At 68.3% G+C, this 24,453-nt stretch carries 23 protein-coding genes; 6 read left to right on the top strand and 17 right to left on the bottom strand.

Annotated features, from left to right (window positions below; genetic code table 11):
• Positions 1-96: 96 nt before the first annotated feature.
• Positions 97-1,101 (bottom strand): AAA family ATPase, encoded by a 1,005-nt coding sequence (locus tag F9K34_RS05300; protein ID WP_291335865.1) that lies wholly within the window; start codon positions 1,099-1,101, stop codon positions 97-99.
• 63 nt (positions 1,102-1,164) lie between these two features.
• Here F9K34_RS05300 and F9K34_RS05305 point away from each other — a divergent pair, with 63 nt between their 5' ends.
• The gene (locus tag F9K34_RS05305; protein WP_291335866.1) at positions 1,165-1,764 is read left to right on the top strand and encodes a DUF1285 domain-containing protein; all 600 of its coding nucleotides are present in this window, start codon (positions 1,165-1,167) and stop codon (positions 1,762-1,764) included.
• Between the two features lie 5 nt (positions 1,765-1,769).
• Positions 1,770-2,519 (top strand): hydroxypyruvate isomerase family protein, encoded by a 750-nt coding sequence (locus tag F9K34_RS05310; RefSeq protein WP_291335867.1) that lies wholly within the window; start codon positions 1,770-1,772, stop codon positions 2,517-2,519.
• A gap of 41 nt (positions 2,520-2,560) precedes the next feature.
• Here F9K34_RS05310 and iolB read toward each other — a convergent pair whose 3' ends face one another.
• The 13 genes from iolB to F9K34_RS05375 all read right to left on the bottom strand — a co-directional run bounded on the left by iolB (position 2,561) and on the right by F9K34_RS05375 (position 16,494).
• Positions 2,561-3,367, bottom strand: coding sequence for a 5-deoxy-glucuronate isomerase (iolB, locus tag F9K34_RS05315; protein ID WP_291335868.1), 807 nt, complete (start codon positions 3,365-3,367; stop codon positions 2,561-2,563).
• Entirely contained in the window at positions 3,364-3,564 is a 201-nt protein-coding gene (locus F9K34_RS05320) for a hypothetical protein (protein ID WP_291335869.1), read from the bottom strand. The genes iolB and F9K34_RS05320 overlap by 4 nt, the downstream gene beginning before the upstream one ends.
• Positions 3,565-3,568: 4 nt before the next feature.
• Complete coding sequence (iolE, locus tag F9K34_RS05325; RefSeq protein ID WP_291335870.1) at positions 3,569-4,477, bottom strand: myo-inosose-2 dehydratase; 909 nt, start codon at positions 4,475-4,477, stop codon at positions 3,569-3,571.
• Between the two features lie 71 nt (positions 4,478-4,548).
• Complete coding sequence (gene iolD / locus F9K34_RS05330) at positions 4,549-6,384, bottom strand: 3D-(3,5/4)-trihydroxycyclohexane-1,2-dione acylhydrolase (decyclizing) (RefSeq protein ID WP_291335871.1); 1,836 nt, start codon at positions 6,382-6,384, stop codon at positions 4,549-4,551.
• 58 nt (positions 6,385-6,442) lie between these two features.
• Entirely contained in the window at positions 6,443-8,353 is a 1,911-nt protein-coding gene (locus F9K34_RS05335) for a bifunctional 5-dehydro-2-deoxygluconokinase/5-dehydro-2-deoxyphosphogluconate aldolase (RefSeq protein WP_436405712.1), read from the bottom strand.
• Positions 8,354-8,449: 96 nt separating this feature from the next.
• Complete coding sequence (locus F9K34_RS05340; RefSeq protein ID WP_291335873.1) at positions 8,450-9,223, bottom strand: TIM barrel protein; 774 nt, start codon at positions 9,221-9,223, stop codon at positions 8,450-8,452.
• 21 nt (positions 9,224-9,244) lie between these two features.
• Complete coding sequence (locus tag F9K34_RS05345) at positions 9,245-10,255, bottom strand: Gfo/Idh/MocA family protein (RefSeq protein WP_291335874.1); 1,011 nt, start codon at positions 10,253-10,255, stop codon at positions 9,245-9,247.
• Positions 10,256-10,265: 10 nt separating this feature from the next.
• Positions 10,266-11,165, bottom strand: a complete 900-nt coding sequence (locus tag F9K34_RS05350) for a sugar phosphate isomerase/epimerase family protein (protein WP_291335875.1) — start codon at positions 11,163-11,165, stop codon at positions 10,266-10,268.
• A gap of 20 nt (positions 11,166-11,185) precedes the next feature.
• Positions 11,186-11,956 carry an ATP-binding cassette domain-containing protein gene (locus F9K34_RS05355; RefSeq protein WP_366557801.1) on the bottom strand — a complete coding sequence of 257 codons (771 nt, stop codon included), beginning with the start codon at positions 11,954-11,956 and terminating at the stop codon, positions 11,186-11,188.
• A 35-nt stretch (positions 11,957-11,991) separates the two neighbouring features.
• Positions 11,992-13,065 (bottom strand): ABC transporter permease, encoded by a 1,074-nt coding sequence (locus F9K34_RS05360; protein WP_291335877.1) that lies wholly within the window; start codon positions 13,063-13,065, stop codon positions 11,992-11,994.
• Positions 13,066-13,183: 118 nt separating this feature from the next.
• Entirely contained in the window at positions 13,184-14,125 is a 942-nt protein-coding gene (locus F9K34_RS05365; RefSeq protein ID WP_291335878.1) for a sugar ABC transporter substrate-binding protein, read from the bottom strand.
• 251 nt (positions 14,126-14,376) lie between these two features.
• The gene (locus tag F9K34_RS05370) at positions 14,377-15,405 is read right to left on the bottom strand and encodes a LacI family DNA-binding transcriptional regulator (RefSeq protein WP_291335879.1); all 1,029 of its coding nucleotides are present in this window, start codon (positions 15,403-15,405) and stop codon (positions 14,377-14,379) included.
• 78 nt (positions 15,406-15,483) lie between these two features.
• A complete protein-coding gene (locus F9K34_RS05375) occupies positions 15,484-16,494 on the bottom strand; it encodes a LacI family DNA-binding transcriptional regulator (RefSeq protein WP_291335880.1) in 1,011 nt (336 codons plus the stop codon).
• 105 nt (positions 16,495-16,599) lie between these two features.
• Here F9K34_RS05375 and F9K34_RS05380 point away from each other — a divergent pair, with 105 nt between their 5' ends.
• Together F9K34_RS05380 and F9K34_RS05385 are read left to right on the top strand one after the other, a co-directional pair.
• The gene (locus tag F9K34_RS05380; RefSeq protein ID WP_291335881.1) at positions 16,600-17,742 is read left to right on the top strand and encodes a Gfo/Idh/MocA family protein; all 1,143 of its coding nucleotides are present in this window, start codon (positions 16,600-16,602) and stop codon (positions 17,740-17,742) included.
• Complete coding sequence (locus F9K34_RS05385) at positions 17,739-18,743, top strand: Gfo/Idh/MocA family protein (RefSeq protein WP_291335882.1); 1,005 nt, start codon at positions 17,739-17,741, stop codon at positions 18,741-18,743. Before F9K34_RS05380 ends, F9K34_RS05385 begins: the two co-directional genes overlap by 4 nt.
• 5 nt (positions 18,744-18,748) lie before the next feature.
• On the opposite strand, the gene F9K34_RS05390 is transcribed toward F9K34_RS05385, so the two are convergent.
• The 3 genes from F9K34_RS05390 to F9K34_RS05400 all read right to left on the bottom strand — a co-directional run bounded on the left by F9K34_RS05390 (position 18,749) and on the right by F9K34_RS05400 (position 22,165).
• Complete coding sequence (locus tag F9K34_RS05390; RefSeq protein ID WP_291335883.1) at positions 18,749-19,918, bottom strand: Gfo/Idh/MocA family protein; 1,170 nt, start codon at positions 19,916-19,918, stop codon at positions 18,749-18,751.
• Between the two features lie 13 nt (positions 19,919-19,931).
• On the bottom strand, positions 19,932-20,855 hold the full coding sequence (locus tag F9K34_RS05395; protein WP_291335884.1) for a TIM barrel protein: 924 nt from the start codon (positions 20,853-20,855) through the stop codon (positions 19,932-19,934).
• A 155-nt stretch (positions 20,856-21,010) separates the two neighbouring features.
• Positions 21,011-22,165 (bottom strand): Do family serine endopeptidase, encoded by a 1,155-nt coding sequence (locus tag F9K34_RS05400; RefSeq protein WP_291335885.1) that lies wholly within the window; start codon positions 22,163-22,165, stop codon positions 21,011-21,013.
• 234 nt (positions 22,166-22,399) lie between these two features.
• Between F9K34_RS05400 and F9K34_RS05405 the strand changes: the two genes are divergently transcribed.
• Together F9K34_RS05405 and F9K34_RS05410 are read left to right on the top strand one after the other, a co-directional pair.
• Complete coding sequence (locus F9K34_RS05405) at positions 22,400-23,071, top strand: response regulator transcription factor (protein WP_291335886.1); 672 nt, start codon at positions 22,400-22,402, stop codon at positions 23,069-23,071.
• A gap of 2 nt (positions 23,072-23,073) precedes the next feature.
• A complete protein-coding gene (locus tag F9K34_RS05410; protein WP_291335887.1) occupies positions 23,074-24,453 on the top strand; it encodes a sensor histidine kinase in 1,380 nt (459 codons plus the stop codon).

A 24,453-nucleotide genomic window follows, 5' to 3' on the forward strand; every position in this document is an offset into this window, starting at 1 on the left:
GCCGCGCATCGGCCAGGAGCGGCGGCAGGGTCGCCGCCAACGCCTCGGCGCTGCGTCTCAGCCCCGCCGGCCGGGCGGAGGTCTGGACGGTCGCACTCATGCCGCCTCGGCGCGCGTGACGTCCTGTGCGACGCGCTCGATGATCGCCCCGAGGCTTTCGCCCCTCGCCCGGGCCGCGAAGGAGAGCGCCATCCGGTGGCTGAGAACCGGCCGCGCCAGCGCCAGCACATCCTCGGCCGAAGGCGCGAGCCGGCCGCTCAGGAGCGCGCGCGCCCGGACCGTCAGCATCAGCGCCTGCGCGGCCCGCGGACCCGGACCCCAGGCGACGCTGTCGCTCACGGCGCGCCCGGCCTCTGCCTCGCCCGGGCGACAGGCCCGCACGAGGTCGAGGATCAGCTCCACGACCTTCTCGCCCACGGGCATCCGCCGCACCGTCATCTGCGCCGCGATGAGCTCTTCCGCGCTGAATATCCGCGTCGAAGTCGCCGTCTGGACGCCGGTCGTGGCCAGGAGGATGTCACGCTCCGTGGCGCGGTCGGGATAGTCCACGTCGATCTGCACCAGGAAGCGGTCGAGCTGGGCCTCGGGCAGGGGATAGGTCCCCTCCTGCTCGATCGGGTTCTGCGTGGCGAGCACGTGGAACGGCTTCGGCAGGGGCCGGTGGACGCCGGCGATCGTCACCTCGCGTTCCTGCATTGCCTGCAGAAGCGCGGACTGGGTGCGGGGCGAGGCGCGGTTGATCTCGTCGGCCATCAGGAGCTGGCAGAAGACCGGCCCCTCGATGAAGCGGAACGAGCGGCTCCCGTCCGCGGCCGTCTCCAGCACCTCCGAGCCGAGGATGTCGGCGGGCATGAGATCGGGGGTGAACTGCACCCGGCCCGAAGTGAGGCCCATGACCGTACCGAGCGTGTCGACGAGCATGGTCTTGCCCATGCCCGGCAGCCCGACAAGCAGGCCGTGCCCGCCACAGAGGAGCGCCGAGAGCGACAGCTCCACAACCTTCTCCTGCCCGATGAAGCGCCGCCCCACCGCCTGGCGCGCCTCGGCGATCTTTTCGCCAAGCGCCTCGATCTCGACCAGAAGGTCACGGGACTCGGCCATGGCAAGCGCTCCTTCCTCGGTATAGTCTTGCAACCATAAAGGCAGAAATCGCGGCCCGCACCAATGGCGAAATCGGAAACCGAACAATTGAACGTGAACCCTTCGGCGGAAAACCTCGCAGCCGCCGCGAAGGCCGCCGGGCGCAAGGGGCCGCCGCCGGTGCACCTGTGGAACCCGCCCTTCTGCGGCGATCTCGACATGGAGATCCGCCGTAACGGCACCTGGTTCTACCTCGGCACCCCGATCGGGCGGCATGCGCTCGTCAAGCTCTTCTCCTCGATCATCCGCAAGGACGGTGAGGACTATTTCCTGGTTACGCCGGTCGAGAAGGTCGGGATCCGGGTGGTGGACGCGCCTTTCGTCGCCGTCGATGCCGAGGTGACGGGCCAGGGTCGCGACCAGCGGATAGCCTTCACCACCAATGTGGAGGACGCGGTGACCGCCGGCGCCGGGCACCCGATCCGCGTCGAGCGCGATCCCGAGACCGGGGAGCCGGCACCCTATGTTCTGGTGCGCCGCAACCTCGAGGCCCTGATCGACCGCAAGACCTTCTACCGGCTGATCGAGCGCGGCACTCACGAGGACCGCGACGGAGCACGCTGGTTCGGCCTCTGGTCGGACGGGAGCTTCTTTCCCTTGATCCCCTCGGCCGAGCTCGACTGATCGCCGTGCCCAGGTTTGCCGCCAACCTCAGCTGGCTCTTCCCGGAACTCGCCTTCATGGAACGGTTCCGGGCGGCGAAGGAGGCGGGCTTCGACGCCGTGGAAGTGCTCTTCCCCTACGATCACCCGACGCAGGAGATCCGCGACGCGCTCGTCTGGAACGACCTCACCTTCGTCCTGATGAACTGCCCGCCGCCCAACGCGACCGGCGGGCCGCAGGGTTTCGCCGCCGTCCCCGGAATGGAGGACCGTTTCCGCCGCGACTTCGATCGCACGCTGCGCTTCGCCCAGGTGCTGAAGCCCCGCCACATCCATGTCATGGCCGGCCCCGGCGAGGGGCCGGAGGCCGAGGCCGCCTTCGTCGAGAACCTCCGCTGGGCCGCCGCCCGCGCGCCGAAGCAGAGCCTGACGATCGAGCCGATCAACCGGCATGACATGCCGGGCTACTTTCTCTGTGACCATGACGTGGCGGCGCGCGTGCTCGATGCGGTCGCGGCCCGGAACCTCGCGCTTCAGTTCGACGCCTACCACGCCCACCGGATCACCGGCGACGTCCTCGCCACATGGGCCGCACATGGCCACCGCGCCGCCCATGTCCAGATCGCGGGCTTTCCCGGCCGGCACGAACCCTCCGGTGGCGAGATCGACTTTCCCGCCTTCTTTGCCCGGCTCGATGCGGACGGCTATCCTGGCTGGGTCAGCGCCGAATACGCCCCGGCGGGGGCAACGGCCGCGGGGCTCGGCTGGATGCGCTGAGCCCCGCAGTCCCGACCAGCCGGCGCGCGGCAACGGTCCCCTCAGGCGTCCCGCTTCAGGATCCACTCCACCTCGGGCGCCGGCACGAAACGCCATTTCCGCAAGGGCCCGGCCATGACGTTGAGATAGTACATCTCGAACCCGTAGGGCGCGCCGCATGGGTGATGCCCGCGCGGCACCAGCACCACGTCGCCATCCGCCACCGCCATCGTCTCGTCGAGCCGCCCGTCGTCGGTGTAGACCCGCTGGATACCGAAGCCCGAGGCCGGGTTCAGGCGGTGGTAGTAGGTTTCTTCCAGATATGTGATCCGGGGGAAGTCGTCCTCGTCATGCCGATGGCTGGGGTAGGACGACCAGTGGCCAGCGGGGGTGAAGACCTCGGTGACCAGCAGGCGGTCGGCGTAGTCCTCGGCCTCCATGGCGATGTTGTTGATGTAGCGGGTGTTGGTGCCGCGGCCCCGTTCGGTCAGCGTGATCCCGTCCGGCCCGATCCGGCGCGCGGGATGGCCGCTTCGGCCGGGTGCCGAACAGACGGCGATCACGCAGTCGGTCTCGGCCACCGCGCGCCAGTCCGCGACGTTCGGCACGTAGAGGCAATGCGGCGGGGTCTTCTCGAAGACGCTTGTCCGCCCTCCGAGCACGCCCCAGTCCTGCCCCGCCGCGGCGAGGGCGGCCTTGCCCTCCACCATCACCAGGATGACCTCGCGGTCGCCCGTCGCCTCGGCGGCCACGTCGCCCGCGCGCAGCCGGTAGAGCGAGAAACCGACATAGCGCCAGCCGGCCGAAGCCGGCGTGATCTCGTGCACCTTGCCATGATTGCCGAAGGGCTTGCGCAGAAGCGGGCTCATTCGTCCTCCCGGGGGTTGAACGTCAGGAACAGGCGCCAGGCGGCATAGACGCCGAGCGCGAGGAAGAGAAGCGCGAAGCCGGGACTGCCCTGTGCAAGCTCGAAGAGCCCCCAGCCAAGCGCAACCCCGGTGACGAGAATCCGCCGCCAGAGCGGCCGGAACCAGGGATGGTCGAGGTCGAAGACGCCCCGGCCCATCGCCTCAGGCAGCCTCAGCCCGGTCGAGACCCGTCTCGCGCGCCATCCGCCTCAGCGCCCGGAATCCCATGTCCTGGTAATGGAACGGATTGCGCACGGCGCTGTCCTGCTCCGCCTCGATCACCAGCCAGCCCTGGTAGCCATGCTCGGCGGCGATCTTCAGGACCGGTTCGAATGCAACGCAGCCCTCCGGGTCGCCCGGCACGGTGAAGGCCCCGCGGCGGACACCTTCGAGGAACGACAGCCCCTTTTCCCGCACCTCGCGGGCAATGTCGGGGCGGACGTTCTTGGCATGGATGTGGGTCACGCGGCCCATGTACTTGCGCGCCACCTCGGCCGGGTCGGCGCCGCCGAAGGTGCAGTGCCCGGTGTCGAGCAAAAGGCGGGTGTAGGGTCCGGCCATCGCCATGAACCGGTCGATGTCGGCCGCGCTTTCGATGATCGTGCCCATGTGGTGATGGTAGCCCATCTTCACGCCGTGATCATGGGCGAACTTCGACAGCGCCTCATAGCCGCGCGAAAAGCGGTCCCATTCGGCGTCCGTCAGGATCGGCCGGTCGTTCACCGCTACCTTGTCGTTGCCATGAACGGTATTGGAGCACTCGCAGGCGTTGATGTGGTCGCCGCCCGCTGCCTTCGTGAAGTCGATCCAGGCCTTCAGCCGCGCCTTTTCGGTGTCGATGTCGTTCACGAGGAGGTTGGTGGAAAACCACCCCGCCGCGAAGCGCAGCCCGTAGGCGCCGAGCGCGGCCTTCAGCGCCGCGCCTTCGTCGGGCATCTTGTGGCCCTTCTCGATGCCGTCGAAGCCGATCTTCCGGCAGTCCGACAGGCAGTCGTCGAGCGTGAACTGGTCGCCGATCGACCAGTCGTCGTCGTTCGACCATGCGATGGGGTTGGTGCCATAAAGGATCATCTCGTCGCGCTCCGTGTCATTCCGGTCCAGATTGTTCAACGCTTCGGACGGGGCAGCGCCCCGTCGCCGCCTCAGTTCACCAGGTTCTGCCGCTTGAGGTGCGCGGTGTACTTCGCCCGCGCCCGGTCCAGCCGCTCCGGTCCGCCGGCCTCGGGCACGGCCACGTCCCACCAGTGTCCGCCCGCGCCGGTGCCGGGCACCGCATCGGTATCGATGACGATGACGGTGGGGATGTCGCGGCCCCGCGCGGCGACGATCCTGGCCTCCAGCTCGGCGATGGTCGCGGCCCTTTCGGCGTGCGCGCCCATCGCCTGCGCATGGGCTACGAAGTCGATCTCCGGCTGCACTTCGACGTTGCTGTCCTTGTACATATTGTTGAACTCGGCCCCGCCGCATTCCTGTTGCAGCCGGTTGATGCAGCCGTAGCCGCGGTTGTCGGTCAGGACCACGGTGAAGGGCACGCGGCGCATCACCGCCGTCGCAAGCTCCGAGTTCGCCATCATGTAGCTGCCGTCGCCGACGAAGCAGATCACGTCCTTCCCCGGCGCGGCAAGCTTGATGCCCATCGCGCCGGCAACCTCGTAGCCCATGCAGGAATAGCCGTACTCCATGTGGTAGCCGCCCGCCGCCGCCTGCCAGAGGACCTGCAGCGCACCGGGCATGGTGCCGGCCGCGCACATCACGACCGTATCCTTCGTCGCCACCCGCTGCACCGCGCCGATGACCTGCGCATCCGTGGGCAGGGCGTTCGTCTCGCCCTCGGGCGCCGCGGTCACGCGCGCGACCGCCTCGTGCCACGCGAGGCGCGCGGCCCCATCGAAGGCGGGCGCCCGGTGCGATCCGAGCGCCGAGGACAGTTTCGCCAGCACCACCTTCGCATCCCCGACGCAGGGGACGGCCCCGTGCTTCGTGGCGTCGTAGCCGTGCAGGTTCACCGAGACGAGCCGCCTCTCAGGGTTGGCGAACACCGTCCAGCTTCCCGTGGTGAAATCCTGGAACCGCGTGCCGACGCCGATCACCAGATCGGCACGAGCGCAAAGCGCGTTCCCGGCGCCCGAACCGGTGACGCCCGGAGAGCCGAAGTTCCTCGGATCGTCCCATCCATTCGCGCCCTTGCCCGCCTGGGTTTCCAGGAAGGGGATGTTGTGCGCCTTCGCAAAGGCCGCGAGATCGGCCTCCGCCCCGGAATAGATCACGCCGCCGCCCGCGACGATGACCGGCGCCTTCGCGGCCCGGATCATCGCGGCCACCTCTTCCACCTCGCGCGGGTCGGGCTCGGGCCGGCGGATGCGCCAGACCTTCGGGGCGAAGAAGCTCTCGGGGTAGTCCCAGGCCTCGGCCTGCACGTCCTGGCAGAAGGCGAGGCAGACAGGCCCGCAGTTCGCCGGGTCGGTCATCACGGCGAGCGCCCGCGGCAGGCAGGTGAGAAGGTGTTCGGGCCGGCTGATCCGGTCAAAGTAGCGCACGACCGGCCTGAAGCAGTCGTTGGCACTGACCGTGCCGTCATCGAAATCCTCGATCTGCTGCAGGACCGGGTCAGGCCGGCGGTTGGCGAAGACATCGCCCGGAATGAAGAGCACGGGCAGCCGGTTCACATGCGCCAGCGCCGCCGCCGTCACCATGTTCGTGGCGCCAGGCCCAATCGAGGATGTGACAGCCTGCGCCCGCCGCCGCCTCAGCGTTTTGGCGTAGGCAATCGCGGCATGGGCCATCGTCTGCTCGTTCTGGCCTCGCCAGGTGGGCAGAGCATCTCCGATCCCGTGCAGCGCCTCGCCGATCCCCGCCACGTTGCCATGGCCGAAGATCGCCCAGACGCCCTCGATGAAGCGTTCGCCCTCTTCCGTCATCTGTACCGAGAGCCAGTGCACCATCGCCTGCGCCGCCGTCAGTCTCACTGTCCCGCTCATTCTGCCTTCTCCCGCATGTTCGAAGCGCGGAACCGCTTCCCGCTTCCGCCGAGCATGCTCATGCTGCCTTCTCCCGCGCGGCCGCCCGCGCCCTGTCCCAGATCTCGCACAGCCGCGCATATCTGCTCGCCATCTCGGCCACGGCCTCGGCATCGGCCAGATCGCCCGCCATCCAGCCGCGCGCCACGTCGCCGAAGACGGTGCGCCCCACCGCGAAGCCCTTCACCAGGTCGAACCCGGCGGCCACCTCGAACGAGGCCGCAAGCTGCGCCTCCGGCGCGTCGAGGCCGAGGACCACGATCCCCCGCGTGCGGGCGTCGTTCGCCTCGATCGCGGCGATCGCGTTCTGCCACGCCGCGCGCGTCTTCATCGGCTCCAGCTTCCACCAGTCGGGAAAGATTCCCGCCGCATAGAACTGGCGGATCAAGGTCGCCGTCGTCGTGTCGTCCACCGGCCCGACCTTCGAGGGGATGATCTCCAGCAGGAATTCGAGCCCGTTGTGCCGCGCCGCGGTGAAGAGCCGCTTCACCGTCGCCTCCTGCTCGGCCCGCATCCCGGCGGCGTCGTCGGGATGGCAGAAGCACAGCACCTTCACCACGTTCTCCCGCGCCCATTCCTCCAGCCCGCCGCAATCGGGGCCAAGCTCGGGCTCCAGTTCCAGCGGCCGCGATCCGGGCCATTCGCAGGGCCGGCCGATCCAGAGGCCGGTCCCGCTCGCCGCATGCAGCGCCCGCCGGCCGATCCGGCTGTCGCAGAGGATGCCGTAGCCCGGTCGCCCCCCGGCGACGCGCAGCGCGGCCTTCAGGCAAAGCTCCTTGAACGCCCCGCCCTTCGCGGCGGTATAGCCCGCCATCTCCTCGAGCTGCGCCCGGTGGTCGAAGGCGAAGGTCCTGAGGCTCGACCAGTCGCCCTTGCGGTTGGTGGACCAGTGGATCTGTTCCAGCTCCGCGTCGTTCCTGAGATCAGGCCGGACGATGCCGCGCTTCAGGAAGAACCTAAGTTCGTCGAGGCTCGGATAGGCCGGGGTGCAGCCGTGACGCGACACCGCGAAGGCGCCGCAGGCATTGGCGTATTCGAGCGCGCGCGGCCAGGTCTCGCCGTCGAGCCAGCCCTTCATCAGGCCGGAGAAGAAGCCGTCGCCAGCGCCGAGCACGTTGAAGACCTCGATCGGGAAGCCCGGCCCCGCCTGGCCTTCGTCGAGGCTTCCGGGGATCGGCCCATCGAAGGCCACGGCGCCCCTCGCGCCGCGCTTGCAGACGAGCGTTGCCGCCGTCACGCCCCGCACCGCCCTGAGCGCGGCCAGCGTATCGGTCGAGCCGCCGGCGATATGGAACTCCTCCTCCGTGCCGACGATCAGGTCGAAGAAATGAAGCGTCGATTGCAGTTTCGCGGTGACCTTGGCGCTTTCCACGAAGCGGCTCTCGCCCGCGCCATGCCCCGCCACACCCCAGAGATTGGGGCGATAGTCGATGTCGAGCGCGGTCTTCGCCCCGTGCTTGCGGGCGAGCTTCAACGCCTTCAGGACCGCCGCCTCGGTCCGCGGATGCGAAAGGTGCGTCCCCGTCGCCAGCACCGACCGCGCCTCGGCAATGAAGCCCTCGTCGATGTCCGCCTCGCAGAGCGCCATGTCGGCGCAGTTCTCGCGGTAGAAGATCAGCGGAAACTGCTCCTCGTCACGGATGCCGAGGATGACGAGCGCCGTCAGCCGCTCCGGGTCGGTCTTCACCCCCCGCACGTCGACGCCCTCGCGCACCAGTTCCTCGCGGATGAACCGGCCCATGTGCTCGTCGCCCACCCGGGTGACGAGCGCGCTCTTCAGCCCCAGGCGCGCCGTCCCGCAGGCGATGTTCGTCGGACTGCCGCCGATGTACTTGCGGAACGATCCCATGTCCTCCAGCCGCCCGCCCACCTGCGCGCCGTAAAGGTCCACTCCGGCCCGGCCGATCGTGATGAGGTCCAAAGTCTTCATGCCCGTTTCCTTCGTCATGCGGCATATGCCCCGGGGCCGGCCTTGGCGAGGCAGTTCCCGCCCCGCACGGGTCCGGGCGCGTCACGCCCGGAACTCTCAGACATGCGCTGTCACGAAGGCAATGCTGTCGCGCAGCGCCGCCTCGGGATCGGGCAGGTCGTGCACCTCGGCCGCGAAGGGCTCGAAGCTGAAGGGCCCCTCGTAACCCGCGCCCAGAAGCGCCCGGATCTGGGCGAGGTTCTCCAGCCGGTCGTTCGCGTCGACCAGCACGCGGTGTGCATCGAGCATGTCCTTCACCGCGACCCTGGGGTCGGTCACGCCCGAGATGTGCGCGAGCGCGGTGCGCCGCGGATAGAACTCCGTCTCGCCTGAAAGGTGATGATGGAACGTGTCGTGCAGGAGCCGGAAGACATCCCAGCCCGCCGCCTCCTCGATCGCGGCGATGGCCTCGCGCTTGGTGCGCAGGGACGAGATCGGGAAACCCAGCGGTTCGACGAGCCCCATCAGCCCCCTCTCCCGCAGGATCGGCGCCATCGATTCCAGGGCTGCCACGACCTCCGAGTGGCCAACCGGGCGGCCTTCGTTCAGCGGGCACATGACCAGCGCCTTGGCACCCGCCCGGGCGGCATAGTCGGCCATCCTTTCGGCCTTCGCCGGCAGGTCGCCCTTCCAGACGTTGAAGGGATAGAGCGCGTTGATCGACAGGATCGTGACGCCCGCCGCCTCGGCCGCGGCCTTGACGTCGCCGGGCTTCCACGTGGCCATGACGTCGGGCAGGTCGTTGCGGATCTCCACCTCGGTCGCGCCGAGCCGGCGTGCCATGGCGAAGAAGTCGGGCAGCGCCACTTTCGGCGCCGCGATATGGTTCATGGCAAAGCGCATCGGGCCACCTCAGGCGTAAAGCGCGGGACGCGCGGGATGGGGGATGGCGACGGCCTCGCCCGCCTTGTCCTGCGCCGCGACGCAGGCGTCGGAGGTGACGGCAGCCATGTAGCCGTCCCAGGAGGTCGGACCCGAAGCCGTGCCCTGCGCTGCGGCCTTCAGGAAGTCCTGCAACTCCACGTCGTAGGACGCCACGAAACGGTCCTTCCAGTCGGTCAGGATCGCGTTCTGAAGCTTCGCGCCGAGCCGCATCTGGATCGCCATCGGCTCCGGCAGACGGGCGATGCCGTCCTCGCCCACGACCTCGCACTGGATGTCGTAGCCGTAGTGGCAGTTGACGAAGATCTCGACGTCGATCACCACGCCCTTCGCCGTCTCCAGCACCACGATCTGCGGATCGCGGAGGCGCCCGTGCGACCGCGCGGCTTTCCTCGGGAAGATCACGCGCGCCGAGACGTAGTCGTCGTCGAGCAGCCAGCGGAACACGTCGATCTCGTGGATCAGCGTATCATGGATCGCCATCGGCGTGATGTAGGCCTCGGGCACGGTCGGGTTGCGGTGCGCGGCATGGACCATGATCGGCGCGCCGGTATGGGTCTTCACCGCTTCCTTCAGCGCGACATAACCTGCGTCGTAGCGGCGCATGAAGCCCACCTGCACCAACCGCCTGCCCGCCTTCACCTCGGCATCGACGATGCGCCTGGCTCCTTCGGCGGTCGTGGCCAGCGGCTTCTCGCAGAAGCAGGGCTTGCCCGCCGCGATGGCGGCCAGCACGTACTGCTCGTGCGTCGTGCCCCAGGAGGTGACGAGCACGGCATCGACCGATGCGCTGGCGATGAGTTCCTCACCGGTGGCGAAGACCTCGGCCTTGGGCGCGATATCGGCGCGCACGGCCTCGGCCGAGGCACGGTTCACGTCCGAAAGCGCGACGATCTCGCCGCCCGCGAGCACGGTCTGAATGCGCCGCGCGTGGTCCCGCCCGATGGCGCCCGTGCCAATCACCCCGATCCTGACAGTCATTTTCCGACCCTTATGTCCAGTATGTGTCGATGTAGCGCTGCATTTCGGCGCGCATGAAGCGCCCCGAGGCATCGGCCTTGTCTTCCCAGGCGAAGACGCAGGCGGTCATGATCCCGTCAAAGCCGATCTCCGCGAGGGTGCCGAAGAAGTCGTCCCAGGGCACCTCGCCCTGGCCGATGTTCAGGTGCTGGTGGACGCGCGCTTGCGTGCCGGGCGGGTTAAGGATGTAGCGCAGGCCGCTCGATGCCTTATGGTTGAAGGTGTCGCCCACATGCACATGCGCCAGCACGTCCGCCGCCGCGCGCAGCATCGCCCTCGTGTCGTCGCCGAAGTAGAACGTGTGCGGCGCGCAGTAGAGGAAACGCACGCGCTTGGAGTTTACCGTGCGGATGATGTCGAGCGCCGGCTGGATCGTCTCGCACCAGTCCTCGGGGTGGGGTTCGATGTGCAGGTTGATCCCCTCGCGCTCGAGGATCGGCACGAGTTCCTCCATCGAGCGCCACCAGGCGTCCTCGCAGGTCTCGATCATGCTGCCGGTGTGGCAGCAGTAGCACGAGCCCCTGTCGGGATGCGGGCCGCGGCCGAACTCGCTGTTCATCGTGTCGACGCCCATCTCGACCGCGATCTCGATGGCGCGCTTCCAGTGCCTGACCGCCGCCTGCCGTTCGCCCTCGTCGTTGCTAGCCCAGCGGTACATCGGCAGCAGCGAGGCGATGCCCACGTCGGCGTCCTTGAGCGCCCTCTTGAAGCTCTTCACCCGGTCCGGAAAGACCCGCGGCGCCTTGAACCATTCGAGGAAATCGCCCCGCGGGGAAAGTTCGATCCAGTCGTAGCCAAGCTCCTTCACCTTCGGGGGCAGATCCTCAAGGCTCAGGTGCCGGTGCATGAAAGGGTCGAGCGCGATCTTCATAAGGCAGTCCTTTCAAGTGCTCAGGCCACGTCGGCATATTCCGCGCCGGTCTTGGCGCCGGTGATGTAGGCCACGACGTCCTCGGGGTTCGTTTCCGCGACGTTGAGGTTGGCGCAGATCCGGCCACGCCGGAACACGACGATCCGGTCCATGAGGTCAAAGACCTGGCGCATGTTGTGGCTGATGAGGATCAGGGGTTCACCCTGCTTCTTCAGCGTCCGGATGATGTTCTCCACCTGCGCGGTTTCCTGCACGCCGAGGGCGGCGGTGGGTTCGTCCATGATGGTCAGCTTGGAATGGAAGGCCGCCGTCCGCGCTATCGCCACGCATTGCCGCTGCCCGCCCGACATGTTGCGGATGGTGTTGAGGATGTTGGGGATCTTCACCCCGGTCTTCTCGAGGCCCCGCATCGTCGCCTCGCGCATGGCCTTGCGGTCGAGGATGGAGAAGGGCCCGAGGTTGAAGAGCACCTTCTCGCGCCCGAGGAAGAGGTTCGACGGCACGTCGAGATCGTCGGCCAGCGCCAGGTTCTGGAACACCGTCTCGATGCCCGCCTCGCGCGCCTCGAGCGGCCCGGCGAAATTCACGGCGTGCCCGTCGAAGATGACCTCGCCCCGCGTGCGCTGTTCGACCGCGGTGATCTGGCGCACGAAGGTGGACTTGCCCGCCCCGTTGTCGCCCATGATCGCCACATGCTCGCCCTTGCGGAGGATGAAGTTGGCACCCTCGAGCGCATGGACCCCGCCGTAGTGCTTGGTCAGGTCGCGCGTTTCCAGCACGATGTCGCCCATGTCGTGAAGCTTGAGTTCGCTCATGACAGCCCTCCCTAGGTCCGTTCCGTGGAGCGGCGCTGCCGCCACTGGTCGAGCACCACGGCACCGACGATGATCATGCCCTTCACCATCTCCTGGTAGTAGGCGTCGAGCTTGACGAAGGTGAACCCCGAGATGATCACCCCGAAGATCAGCGCGCCGAGTACCGTGCCGAGGATCGAGCCGCGCCCGCCCTTCAGCGAGATGCCCCCGATCACCGCCATGGCGATGGCATCAAGCTCGTACATGATGCCCATGCCGGCCTGCGCGGTGAGGTTCTTGGAACTCAGGACGATGGCGGCGACGGCCGCGAGACAACCGGCGATGGAGTAGACCAGCAGCTTGTGGCGGTCGACCTTGATGCCCGACATCCGCGCCGCGTCCTCGTTCGAGCCGATGGCGTAGGTGTGCTTGCCGTAGACCGTGTAGTTCAGGATCAGGTGGAAGAGGATCGCGAGCAGGACGAAGATGAATACCGGCATCATCCCCTTGCCGATGGCGGCGTAGCCCTCGGTCGGGAAGGAGATCGGGTTGCCGTTCGACCACCAGCGGGAAAGGCCGCGCGCGAAGACCATCATGCCGAGCGTGGCGATGAAGGGCGGGATGCGCGTGTAGGCGATGAGGACGCCATTGACGAGCCCCGCCGCCAGGCCGCAGCCGAGGCCGACCATGACCGGCACGATCACCGGCAGGTCCATTGCCCAGTCGCCGAAGATGGCCTTGGGGTTGGGGTTGCCGTTCACCACGGCGGTCTGCGCGAAGCTCATCGCGATCATGGCCGTGGCGCCGACGACGGAACCGGAGGAAAGGTCGATGCCGCCGGTGATGATCACCTGGGTCACGCCGACCGCGATGATGCCGATGATCGAGACCTGCAGGATGATGATGTTCAGCCGCGCCCAGTTGAAGATCGCGTCCACGTTGTCGCGGGTGTTGAAGAGAAAACTGTCGTTCAGGAACAGCCGCCCGATCGCCTCGAACGCCACCACGATCAGGATGAGCGCGATGAAGACGTTCAGTTCCGGCGGGCGCGCCTTCTTGGCCGGATCGTAGGTCAGCCCCCCGATACCGTGCGTCGTATGTGCCATGCGTATCACCTTTCGATCTCGGCCTGAGGTCATGGAGGACCGTGTTCGCGACGGCGCACTCCCTGGCGGGCCGGCGGGGCGGCGGCTGGGCGCCGCCCCGTCGTGATCCGGGTTCGGATCAGTTCTTCTGCAGGTAGTCGTTGATGTTCGCGGGCGTTACGAGTTCGAACGGCACCCAGACCTTCTGGTCAACCGCTTCGCCCTTCGCGAGCTTGACCGCGGCGTCGAGCGAGCCCGAACCCTGCGCGGCGGCGTTCTGGAACACTGTGACGTCGAGATCGCCCGCCTGCATCGCGACGAGCGCGTCCTGCGTCGCGTCGACGCCGCCGACGACGACCGAGGCCATGTCGATGCCCGCCGCCTTCATCGCCTGGATCGCGCCGATGGCGCTTTCGTCGTTGTTGGCGATCACCGCGTCGAAAGCGGTGCCGGTGGACAGCCAGTTGGTCATGAGGTTCTGCGCCTCGTCGCGGCGCCAGTTCGAGGTCTGCTTGTCGAGGATGTTCAGCTTGACCGCGCACTTGCCGCCATCGATCACGTCGTGGATGTCCTGCGTGCGCTGCACGGCGGCCTGGTTCGACAACTCGCCCATGATGACGTAGGCATTGGCCTCGGTCTTGCCCATCTCGGCCAACAGGCGGCAGACCTCGATGGTCTCGAGCGTACCGGAATCGACCTCGTTCGAGGCGACAAAGGCCTGGTTGTCGGGCAGCGTGTCGAGGTTGACCGGCTGGCGGTTGACGTAGACGAGCGGCACGCCCGCCGCAGCGGCCGCATCCGTCATCGCCTGGGTGGCCGAGGTGTCGACCGGGTTCACGACGATCGCGTCGACGCCGCTCGCGATGAAGTTGTTGATCTGGTCAAGCTGCTTGGCCACATCGTTCTGGGCGTCCTCGATCTGGACGCTATGGCCCTGCTCGTCGGCGTATTTCTGGATGCCGTTCCTGAGCACGGTCAGGAAGTTGTCGTCGAACAATGCCATCGACACGCCGACAGTCTCGGCCGAAGCCGTCCCGGCCAGGGACGCGAGCACCGCGGTCGAGATCAGGAATTTCTTCATCTTAGCTCCTCCACAGACGGCCCGTTTCGGGCCTTTGTCATGATCGGGCGTCGGATCCGCAGGCATACGAAAGGTCACCGCGAAATGCGGTCAATGCGCTGCAGGACTCCGGAACCTCCCTGGGCCGCGTCACTCCTCACGGCCACAGCGAGAAGGATTCCCGATAGCGCCACCATCGGTCAACGACGATGTTGGCGAATTCTCATCATCCGTGATGTAAAATGACAGAGAAATTGATGTGAACACATCATTCACAGCGATTCCGGCGTCCAGATCTGGAACGGCAGGAAACGCTGGCCGGGAGTCTCGGCCATCCCGTTCTCGGAAGTGTGGAGAATCAGCGTCACAAGCTCGTCGCAGACCGCGAGCAGAGGCGTGCTGATCACGATGGATACGGTCCGGTCCTGCAGCGCGAGCCGCGTCTCGTCGGTGAGCTCGTTCACGACCAGGACGACGTCGCTGGCGCGGCCCGATTCCCTGAGCGCCGCGATGGCCCCCTCCATGCCCCCGCCGGCGCAGTAGAGACCCACGAGGTCGCGGTGTTTTTCCAGCATCTCGAGCGTTGCCTCGTAGGTGATTTGGCGTGCCTCCAGGTTGATCATCGGATTGAGGAGCTCGAAGTCCGGCGCATACTCCCTGAGCGAGCTGCGCACGCCCGTTTCGCGCAGTTCATGGCCGTGGAACCTGTGCCCACCGATGAAGATGCCGATCTTCCCGGGCCGCAGCGCAATCTTCGACATCAGCCAGCCGACCGACCGGCCAACCTTCAAGTTATTGACGCCAATGTAGCTTTCCCGAACGCCCTGGGCAAAATCCGACAGCAGCGAGAAGGTGGGGATGCCGCGCGCCTTGAGGTCGGCGACCGCGGCCGTAACCTCGTGATGGTCGAGCCCGGAGGCCGCGACGGCCTGCACCTTGCCCGACATGGACCGCAGGAGTTCCGCCAGTTCGCCCGGCAGGGTGGTTTCGGCAAATCGGATCGTCGCGCGCATCCGGTGCGAGGTCACACGCGCCACGCGCGCCTCGATCTGGCGCGCGAAGTCGCGGTAGAAGGCGTGCCGCTCCTTCTGCAGGATCACGCCCACATGCAGTTCCGGCAGGTCGGCGAGGATGCGGCTGCGGATCGCGTTGGCGCCGTGGTAGCCGATCCGCTGCGCCGCCTCGTGCACTTTCAGCGCGGTTTCCTCGCGCACCTTCAGCCGCCCGTTCAGGACGCGGTCCACGGTGGCGAGACTCACGCCGGCTTCGCGGGCAAGGTCGGCGATCGTGACGCGGGCCATGACAGGAACCTCATCAGGGAATGATGCAACATATCATCAATCCCGCATGAAGATTGCAATCCCCGTGATGGCCGCCGCTCACGAGTTCTCGATCGTATGGATCTGGATCATCGGCGGATGGGCCGGCGCAGGTGCGTCGCGCCGGCCGAAGGCATGGGCCAGGAGGTCGATTGCGCCGCGCACCTCGGCCTCGGGGTTCTGGTCTATCACCGCGTCGATTGAACCGGCCTTGAGGAGCGCCCGCCGTTCCGCCGTCAGTTCGTGCACGATCAGCACCACGTCGGAACACCCCACCGCCTTCACTGCGGCCACGACCTCGCGGGCGCCCACCGTGCAGAGGTAGATGCCGCGCAGTCCGCGCCTGCGTGCCAGCGCCTCGCGTACGAGCGATCCGGTGCGACGCCCATCTTCAAGGCTCTCGACGAGAGCGGCGAGGCGGCAGCCGGGGTAGCGCTCGGCGAAGACGTCGCGAAGCCCCTCGGCGCGCTCGGCCTGGCCTCGCATCGCGAGCATGCCGGCGATCATCAGAACCTCGCCGCCTTCGGGACCGAGAAACCGGCCCATGAGGTCTCCGGCCACGCGGCCCGCGCGACGGTTGTCCGGGCCGACATAGCCCAGCCGTGCCGAGTCCGCGATGTCGGTGGCAAGCGTGACAACCGGCCCCCCTGCCGCGAAGGCCCGGCAGGCGGCAGCGATCGCGGCATCCTCCTCCGCGCTCAGGATCAGCGCATCATGGGTCCGCATCGCCGCGCGGATCTTCGCTGCGGTCTCAGCGGGCGCGGCGGGGGTGATGTGGATCACCCGGACCTGCATGTTGAACATCTCCAGCGCGGGCGCGGCACGGGCGATCTCCTCGGCGAGCTTGGCATGGAACGGGTTGGCCGGCGGCTGGATCAGCGCAGCTATCCTGAGCGTCCTAGCGGCCTTGAGCGACAGCGCGCGGTCGAGCTTCAGCCGCCGCGCCCAGTCGAGCACGGCGCGCTCCTTCTCGGGCGAGACGCCGCCGCGCCCGTTCAGCACCCGGTCCACCGTCGCCGGCGACACGCCCGCCGCCTCCGCCACGTCGCGGGCCGTCGCCTTCCGCGCCATCCCTGCCTCCTTGAGGAAATCTCATCATCGCCGCGATGGCGGACTGATACACCCCGGCCTAGCCTTGCGAAAGCCGGCGCTTGCAGGCGCGGTCCGGAGGAACGGGTGGTGGGCGAATTGCGGTTCGGCGTGATCGGCGCGGGTTACATGGGCAAGGCCTATGCGATCGCGCTGTCGGAAGTGGCGACGGTCTACGAACTCGGCATCCGCATCGGCCGGGAGATGATTGCCACATCAAGCGAGGCGGGCGCCGCCGACCACGCCCGGCGCTTCGGCTTCGCGCGCTCGACCGGCGACTGGCGTGCGCTGGTGGCGGACCCGGGAGTCGACGTCGTCGCCATCGCGACGCCCACGCCCCTGCACAAGGACATGGCGCTCGCCGCGCTGGCGGCGGGCAAGCCTGTGATCTGCGAAAAGCCGCTTGCCGCCACGGCGCCGGAGGCGGCCATGATGGCGCGCGCTGCGGCGCGGTCGGGGCTCCGCACGATGGTCGGCTTCAACTACATCCAGACGCCCGCGACGCAGCTTGCGCGCGAGATGATCGCGGGCGGCGAGCTGGGCGAGGTCATCCGCTTTTCCGGCACCCACAACGAAGACTTCCTGATGGACCCCGAGGCCCCACACAGCTGGCGGCTGGAGGCCGCCCAGGCAGGACGGGCGGGCGCGATGGGCGATGTCGCCTCGCACCTCGTCAACCTCGCGCAGTTCCTCTGCGGACCGATCGCCGAGGTGGTGGCGGACACGCAGATCATCCATCCCACACGCCCCGGCCCCGGCGGTCCGCGACAGGTGGAGAACGACGATCAGGGCAACATGCTCTGCCGCTTCGCCTCGGGTGTCATGGGCAACCTCCACGGCTCGCGGGTGCAGGCCGGGCGCAAGATGGGGCTAACCTACGAGTTGACCGGCACGAAAGGGTCGGTCTTCTTCGACCAGGAACGGCTGGGCGAGCTGCACTACTACGACGCGCGCGACCGGGCGGGACGGCGGGGGTTCCGCCGGCTTCTGACCCAGCCGGGGCATGGCGACTACGGCCGCTTCTGCGTCGGCGCGGGGCATGGCTACGGCTACAACGACATGATCGTCAGCGAGATGGCCGCGCTGATCCGCGCCATCGAGACGGGCGCACCGCTCTGGCCCGACTTCGCCGCCGGATACGAGGCCGCCTGCGTCATCGACGCGATGCTGAAATCGGTGGAGGAACGGCGCTGGGTCGCCGTGGACGAGATCAGGGAGGAGCTGACATGACCATACGGCTCGCCATCTTCGGCGCGGGGCGCATCGGCGCCGTGCACGCCCGCAACGCCACGGCCCTTCCGGGGGTGGAGGTCGCCCATCTCGTCGATCCCGGCACCGACCCGGCTGCCCTCGCCCGCGAGACCCGCGCGCGCGTCAGTTCCGCGGCCGAGGCGCTGGCCGACGCGGACATCGACGGCATCGTCATCGCGTCGTCGACCGACAGCCACAGCGACCTTCTTCTGGCCGCCGCCGAACGCGGGCTCGCCGTCTTCTGCGAAAAGCCGGTGAGCCTCGATTTCCCCACCGTCGCCCGCGTCACGCAGGCGGTGGAGGCCGCGGGCATCACCTGCATGCTCGGCTTCCAGCGGCGCTACGATCCGAACTTCCGCGCCGTGCGCGAGCGGATCGCCTCGGGCGTCGCGGGGCCGCTCGAACAACTGCTGATGCAGACGCGCGACCCCTCGCCGCCGCCCCGCGCCTATGTCGCCCGGTCGGGCGGCATGCTGCGGGATCAGGCGATCCACGACTTCGACCAGGCGCGCTACATCCTGGGTGAGGAAATCGCCACGGTCCATGCCATCGGCGGCGCGCTCTTCGACGTAGGCATCGCCGCCGAGGGCGACATCGACAGCCTGATGGTCATCATGGTTTCCGCCTCGGGCCGGATGGTGCAGATGGCCAACAGCCGGCGCAGCCCGCTCGGCTACGACCAGCGGCTTGAGGCGCATTGCGCGCGCGAGGTGCTCTTCGTCGACAACCGCCCTTCGAACGATGTCCGCATAGGGGGGCCGGAGGGTGCGCGGACGGCGCGGCCGATGGACTATTTCATCAGCCGCTTCGCCGAGGCCTACCGGGCCGAGATGGAAGCCTTCGCCGTTCTGATCCGCGAGGGGACCCCGCCCCTGGCCACGATCCGCGACGGGCTGGAGGCGCAACGCCTGGCGGAGGCCGCGATTGCCTCGATCCGAACGGGACGACCCGTCACGCTCACGCCCGACTGGATGCCCTGATCCGGTCAGGCGTAGTCCACCCAGATGCCGCCCGCATCGGCCGAGCGCACGCAGTTCTCCACCCAGCGCACGCCCGCGACGCCCGCCGCCGCGTCGGGGTAGCGCAGGGCGGGGTCCGGGGCGCGACCCTCGTTCGCGGCCTCGATGGCGCGGGCGAAGCGTTCGTACATCGTCGCCCAGCTTTCGAAGAGCCCTTCCGGGTGTCCTCCGCCGATCCGGTCGTCGGCGCGCGCGGCAGGGTTCAGATAGTCCATGCCGCGGTCGAGAATGCGCGGCGGTTCGCCCTGCACCTCGTAGCGAAGCTGGTTCGGGAACTCGTCCCACCACTCGATGGACGCCTTCTCGCCGACGATCCGCACCTTCTGGCTATGCATCGCCCCGGCGTTGACGGCCGAGGTCCAGACCGTGCCGAAGGCGCCGCCCTCGTATTCCATCAGCGTCACCGCGTTGTCTTCCAGGGGCGCGCGCGAGGCGACGAAGCTTTGGCGCGCGCACATCAGCCGCCTGATCCTCAGGTCGGGGCAGATCACCTCGGACAGGTAAAGCGGATGGGTGGCAAGATCGCCGAGGACGTAGGACGGACCGGCGAATTTCGGGTCCACCCGCCACTTGATCGCCGGGTTCTCCTCTTCCACCGGGGCGGAATGGAAGCCGTGGGCGAACTGGAGGTTCACCAGCCGCACCTTGCCCAGCGCGCCCGACGCGACAAGCGCGCGCGCCTCCTCGATCGTCTGATAGCAGGAATAGCCGTAGGTCACGCCGATCACCCGGCCCCTGGCCTTCGCAAGCGCCTGAAGCTCCTTAGCCTCGGCGGTGGTGAAGCACAGGGGCTTTTCGCAGATGACATGCATCCCGGCCTGAAGTGCGGCCTTCGAAATCTCGTAATGCGTGTTGTTGGGCGTGGCCACGGTGATGACCTCGATCCCGTCCTCCCGCGCCGCCTCGGCCGCGATCATTGCGCGCCAGTCGGGATAGGTACGGTCCCGCTCCACGCCGAGATCGGCCGCGAAGGCAGCGCCCCGTGCGGCGTCGAGATCGAGCGCCCCCGCTTTCAGGTCGAAATACCGGTCCCTGAGCGCGGCCGAACGGTGGATATAGCCGATCTGGCTGCCCCGACCGCCGCCGACCATGCCCCAGCGCAGCGCGCGTATCGTCTTTCTGGTTCCGTCGATCATGGCCTTGCCTCCCTCAGAATCCGACGCCTTTCAGGTAGTCCCGGCTTGCCTTCACATCGGCGAGCGAGCCGCCGGCGTTCCGCGGATCGCGCTCCTGCTCCACCGTGATGAAACCGCCATAGCCCCGTTCGGAGAGAAAGGCGCGGATCGCCGGATAGTCGATGACACCGCGGCCGATCGGGCACATGACTCCTTTGGCGCAGGCCTCGAAAAAGCGGATGCGCTCGCTCATCACGCGGTCGAAAACGGCACGGTCGATGTCCTTGAAATGGATGTAGTCGATCCGGTCCCAGTAGCGCCCGAGCGCGTCGAGCGGGTCCATTCCGGCGTAATAGCTGTGGCCGGTGTCGATGCAGAAGCCCGCCACTTCGGCCGGAATCTCGGCGGCAAGCCGGTCGATCTCGTCCCGGAACTCGATATAGCCGCCCGCGTGCGGGTGGACGACGGCGCGCACGCCGAACTCGTCGCGCGCCGTCTCGGCGATGGCGCGGATCGTGGCCATCATGCCGTCCCAGGCCTCCGCCGCAAGGCGCGGCGCGCGGTCGGGGTGGCCGGCGGCAAAGTCGCGTTCGTCATGGCCCCAGTCCATGACCGTCAGGTAGGGCGCCGGGTGACGCTGCCCGTCGGCCAGGGGCGGCCTGGGCAGGCGGGTGATCAGCGCGCAGATCTCGCGGGTCTGGCGCAGGAGGTCGCCGCGCCGCGTCCCCGTCACCAGATCGTCGAAGATCGTCCCGGCGACAATGTAGAGGCCGCGCGTCGTCAGGGCCTCGGTCACAACGGGCAGATCGAGGGGGACATAGCCGTAGGGACCCAGTTCGAGCCCACCGTAGCCGGCCGCCGCCGCCTCGTCGAGGACGCGCGTCCAGGCGGGCAGGTTGGGGTTCGCCACGTCGTCGACGCCCCAGCAGCAGGGCGCGGTCGTGACGGTGATGTGCATGGCTTTCGTCCCCCGGTTTCCGTCCTCGGTGAATGCGCTTTTCGCAAGCCCGAGGGAAGCGTCGCGCTGATGAGATTTCATCATGGCGCGGACCTGGCGGACGGAAACGGGCGCCCTGGACCGGGGCGCCCGCGCCTGGCCTGACGAAGGGAAGATCAGGCCGGCTGCTCGGGACGCGAGGCGAGCGTCACGGTGGCATCCACCGGCTTGCCCGCACGAAGCAGACCGAGCTTCACCGTCGCGCCTGGCGCGTCGGTCGCGATCATCCGGGTGAGGTCGCGGGGCGAGTTCACCTCGGTCCCGTCCACGCTGACGACGATGTCGCCGCGCGTGATTCCGGCCTTGGCCGCCGGGGTATCGGCCGTCACGTCCGACACCAGAACGCCCTTGGCCTTGTCAAAGCCGAGCGCGGCGGCGATGTCGTCCGTGACCGGCTGGATCTGCACGCCGAGGAAGCCGCGCTCCACCGTGCCGTCCTTGGCGAGCGCCGCGACGACCTTCTCCGCCGTCTCCGAGGGCACGGCGAAACCGATGCCGACCGAGCCGCCCGTGGGCGAGAAGATCGCGGTGTTGATGCCGACGACCTCGCCATCGGTGTTGAAGAGCGGGCCGCCGGAGTTACCCTTGTTGATCGCCGCGTCGGTCTGGATGTAGTTGTCGAAGGGGCCCGAATTGATGTCGCGGCCAAGCGCCGAGACGATGCCCGAGGTCACGGAATTGCCAAGACCGAAGGGATTGCCGATGGCCACGACATCCTGCCCGACCTTCAGTTGGGTCGAGTCGCCGAAGGCCACCGTGGGCAGGCTGCCGCCCGCCTCGACCTTCACCAAGGCGATGTCGGTCGCGGTGTCGGTTCCCAGCACCTTGCCGTCAACGGTCCGGCCGTCCGACAAGGTCACCTTCACCGCATCCGCGCCATCGACGACATGCGCGTTCGTCACGATCTGCCCGTCGGCCGAGACAATGAAGCCGGTGCCGACGCCGCGCATCTCGCCGCCCTGGCCCTGCGGGGCACCGGGCATCGGCATCGGCATCCCGAAGCGGCGCATGAACTCGTCGAGAGGGAAGCCCTCGGGCATGTTGCCAGGGGTCATCGCCGGCTGCTCTACCGCCTTCGTGACCTCGATGAAGACGACGGCCGGCGCGACCTTTTCCACAAGATCGACATAGCCGCCCGGCTGGACCGCTGCGGCATAGGCGGGCGCGGGCGTGAAGGCGGGCGTGACCGCGGTGAGCGCAGTGGCACCCATGAGCGCGCCGAGCGCGAGGGCCGGCAGGCGGAGGGTGCGGGAACGGGTGGAGGTTGTCATCGTCTGCTCCTTGGAATTGCGGACCGGTCGCTGCCGGGGACGATGCCAATCTGGCGTGGCACCCTTGCACCCGCCGGTCGCCAAGGTTGAAATTTCGTAAGTTTCCTCACGCCGGCGCGAGCCTTCGGCGAAGCTCACCGAAATGTAATCCGCGCGACAGCACCCCCGCAGCACCTGCGTGACAATAGGCCCCGGTACCCCCATGTTGGGGCCAGCGAGAACACGGGCCGAACGATGAAACTCCTCCTGGTCGAAGACGACGCGACGACGGCAGCCTATCTGGCGAAGGGCCTGCGCGAGGAAGGCCATGTCGTCGATCACCTGGCCGACGGGCGCGAGGCGCTCGCGCAGGTGATGCGGGGCGGCTACGACGTGCTGATCGTCGACCGGATGCTGCCGGGGCTCGACGGGCTGTCGCTGGTCCGGGCGCTGCGCTCGGCCAAGGTGACGGTACCGGCGCTCTTCCTCACCGCGATGGGCGGCGTGGACGACCGGATCGAGGGCCTGCGGGCCGGTGGCGACGACTACCTCGTGAAGCCCTTCGCCTTCGGCGAGCTTTCCGCCCGGGTCGATGTCCTCGGCCGCCGCGCCGCCCAGCCGGTGGTGGAAACCGTGCTGAAGGCGGGTGACCTGACGATGGACCTTATCGCCCGCAAGGTGACGCGGGCGGGACAGGACATCGACCTCCTGCCCCGCGAATTCACGCTCCTGGAACACCTGATGCGGCGCAAGGGGCGGGTTCAGACCCGCACGATGCTGCTCGAATCCGTCTGGGACCTGAGCTTCGATCCGCAGACCAACGTCGTGGAAACCCATATCAGCCGGCTCCGCGCCAAGGTGGACAAGCCCTTCGCGCGCGAGTTGATCCGCACCGTCCGCGGCGCCGGCTACAAGATCGAGGACTGACCTTGGTCCCGCGCGTCTTCCGCGTGATGAGCCGCAGCGCGGGATCGACGCCGGTGCGGCAGGCGATGGGCCTCGTCGTCGTCTTCGCCGTGGTCAATCTCGTGACGCTCGGTTTCGCATACCTGAGCCTGCGCAGCTCCGCCGAGGAGGCGATGCGGTCCAACCTCGTCCAGCTCATGGCCGGGTTCGACGTTGCGGCCTCTCCCGGCGCGGCCGAGGTCATGGTCACGGCGGCGGCCGAGGCCGCCGATCCGGCCCACCGCGTCTTCGCCTACATAGCCCCCGATGGCCGCGTGACCGGCAACGCCGACGCGCGGCTCACCGCCGACGGGGTGGAAATCCGGCCGATGCCGGAGGGCCGCCCGCTCGGCCGCGACGGCTACCTGCCGCTGATCGACCGGAAGGCGGGGGGCGTGCTCATCATCGGCGAAAGCCTGACGCCGATCCGCGAGCTTGGCCGCACGTTCCTGGGGCTCCTCGCCCTTAGCCTGGTGCCGACGGTGCTGATCTCGCTCGGCCTCGGCGCGGCACTCGCCGCCCGTGCCCGGGCGCGGGTAGAGCGGATCGAGCAGGCACTCGGACGGCTCTCCGAGGGTGCACTCGATACCCGCATCCCGGCGGAGCCGGGCCGGGCCGACGACCTTGCCCGGATCGGCGCACGCATCAACCGCATGGCCGAGGCCCAGGAGGCCGCGACGGAGGCGCTGAAGCAGGTCTCCGCCGATATCGCCCATGACCTCAAGACGCCGCTCCAGCGGATGACCGTACTCCTCCACGACCTGCGCGAAGGGCTCGCCCCCGGCGGCCGCGAGGCGGGACTGGCGGACCGCGCGCTGGCTGAGGCCGAGGGCGCCGTCGCCGTCTTCCAGGGCCTTCTCCGCATCGCCCAGATCGAGGGGGGCGGCACCCGCCCCCCGTCGGTGCCCGTCGATCTCAACGCGCTCGTGGCGAGCATGGCCGAGCTCTACGGGCCGGATGCCGAGGAAGCCGGCCGCGCGCTCACCCTCGACCTTGCTCCGGCGACGCTCGCTGTCCCGGGCGACAAGGGCCTGATCGGCCAGGCGCTCGCCAACCTCATCGAGAACGCGCTGCGCCACACGCCGGACGGAACCGCAATCAGCCTGCGCACGGCTGTGGACGGCGGCCGCCCGGTGATCGAGATCGCAGACCGCGGCCCCGGGATTCCGGAGGAGGAGCGCGAGAAGGTGCTGAGGCGCCTCTACCGCCTAGAGCGCAGCCGGACGACCCCGGGCCACGGGCTTGGCCTCGCGCTCGTCGCCGCGACGGCGCGGCTGCATGGGGCGGAACTCGACCTCCTCGACAACGCGCCGGGGTTGAAGGTGCGGATGGCGTTCCCCGCCGGCCGGGACCGGGGCGCGTGA

This window comes from Albidovulum sp. (genome assembly GCF_008933605.1).
In the GTDB taxonomy this organism is placed as follows: Bacteria; Pseudomonadota; Alphaproteobacteria; order Rhodobacterales; family Rhodobacteraceae; genus Albidovulum.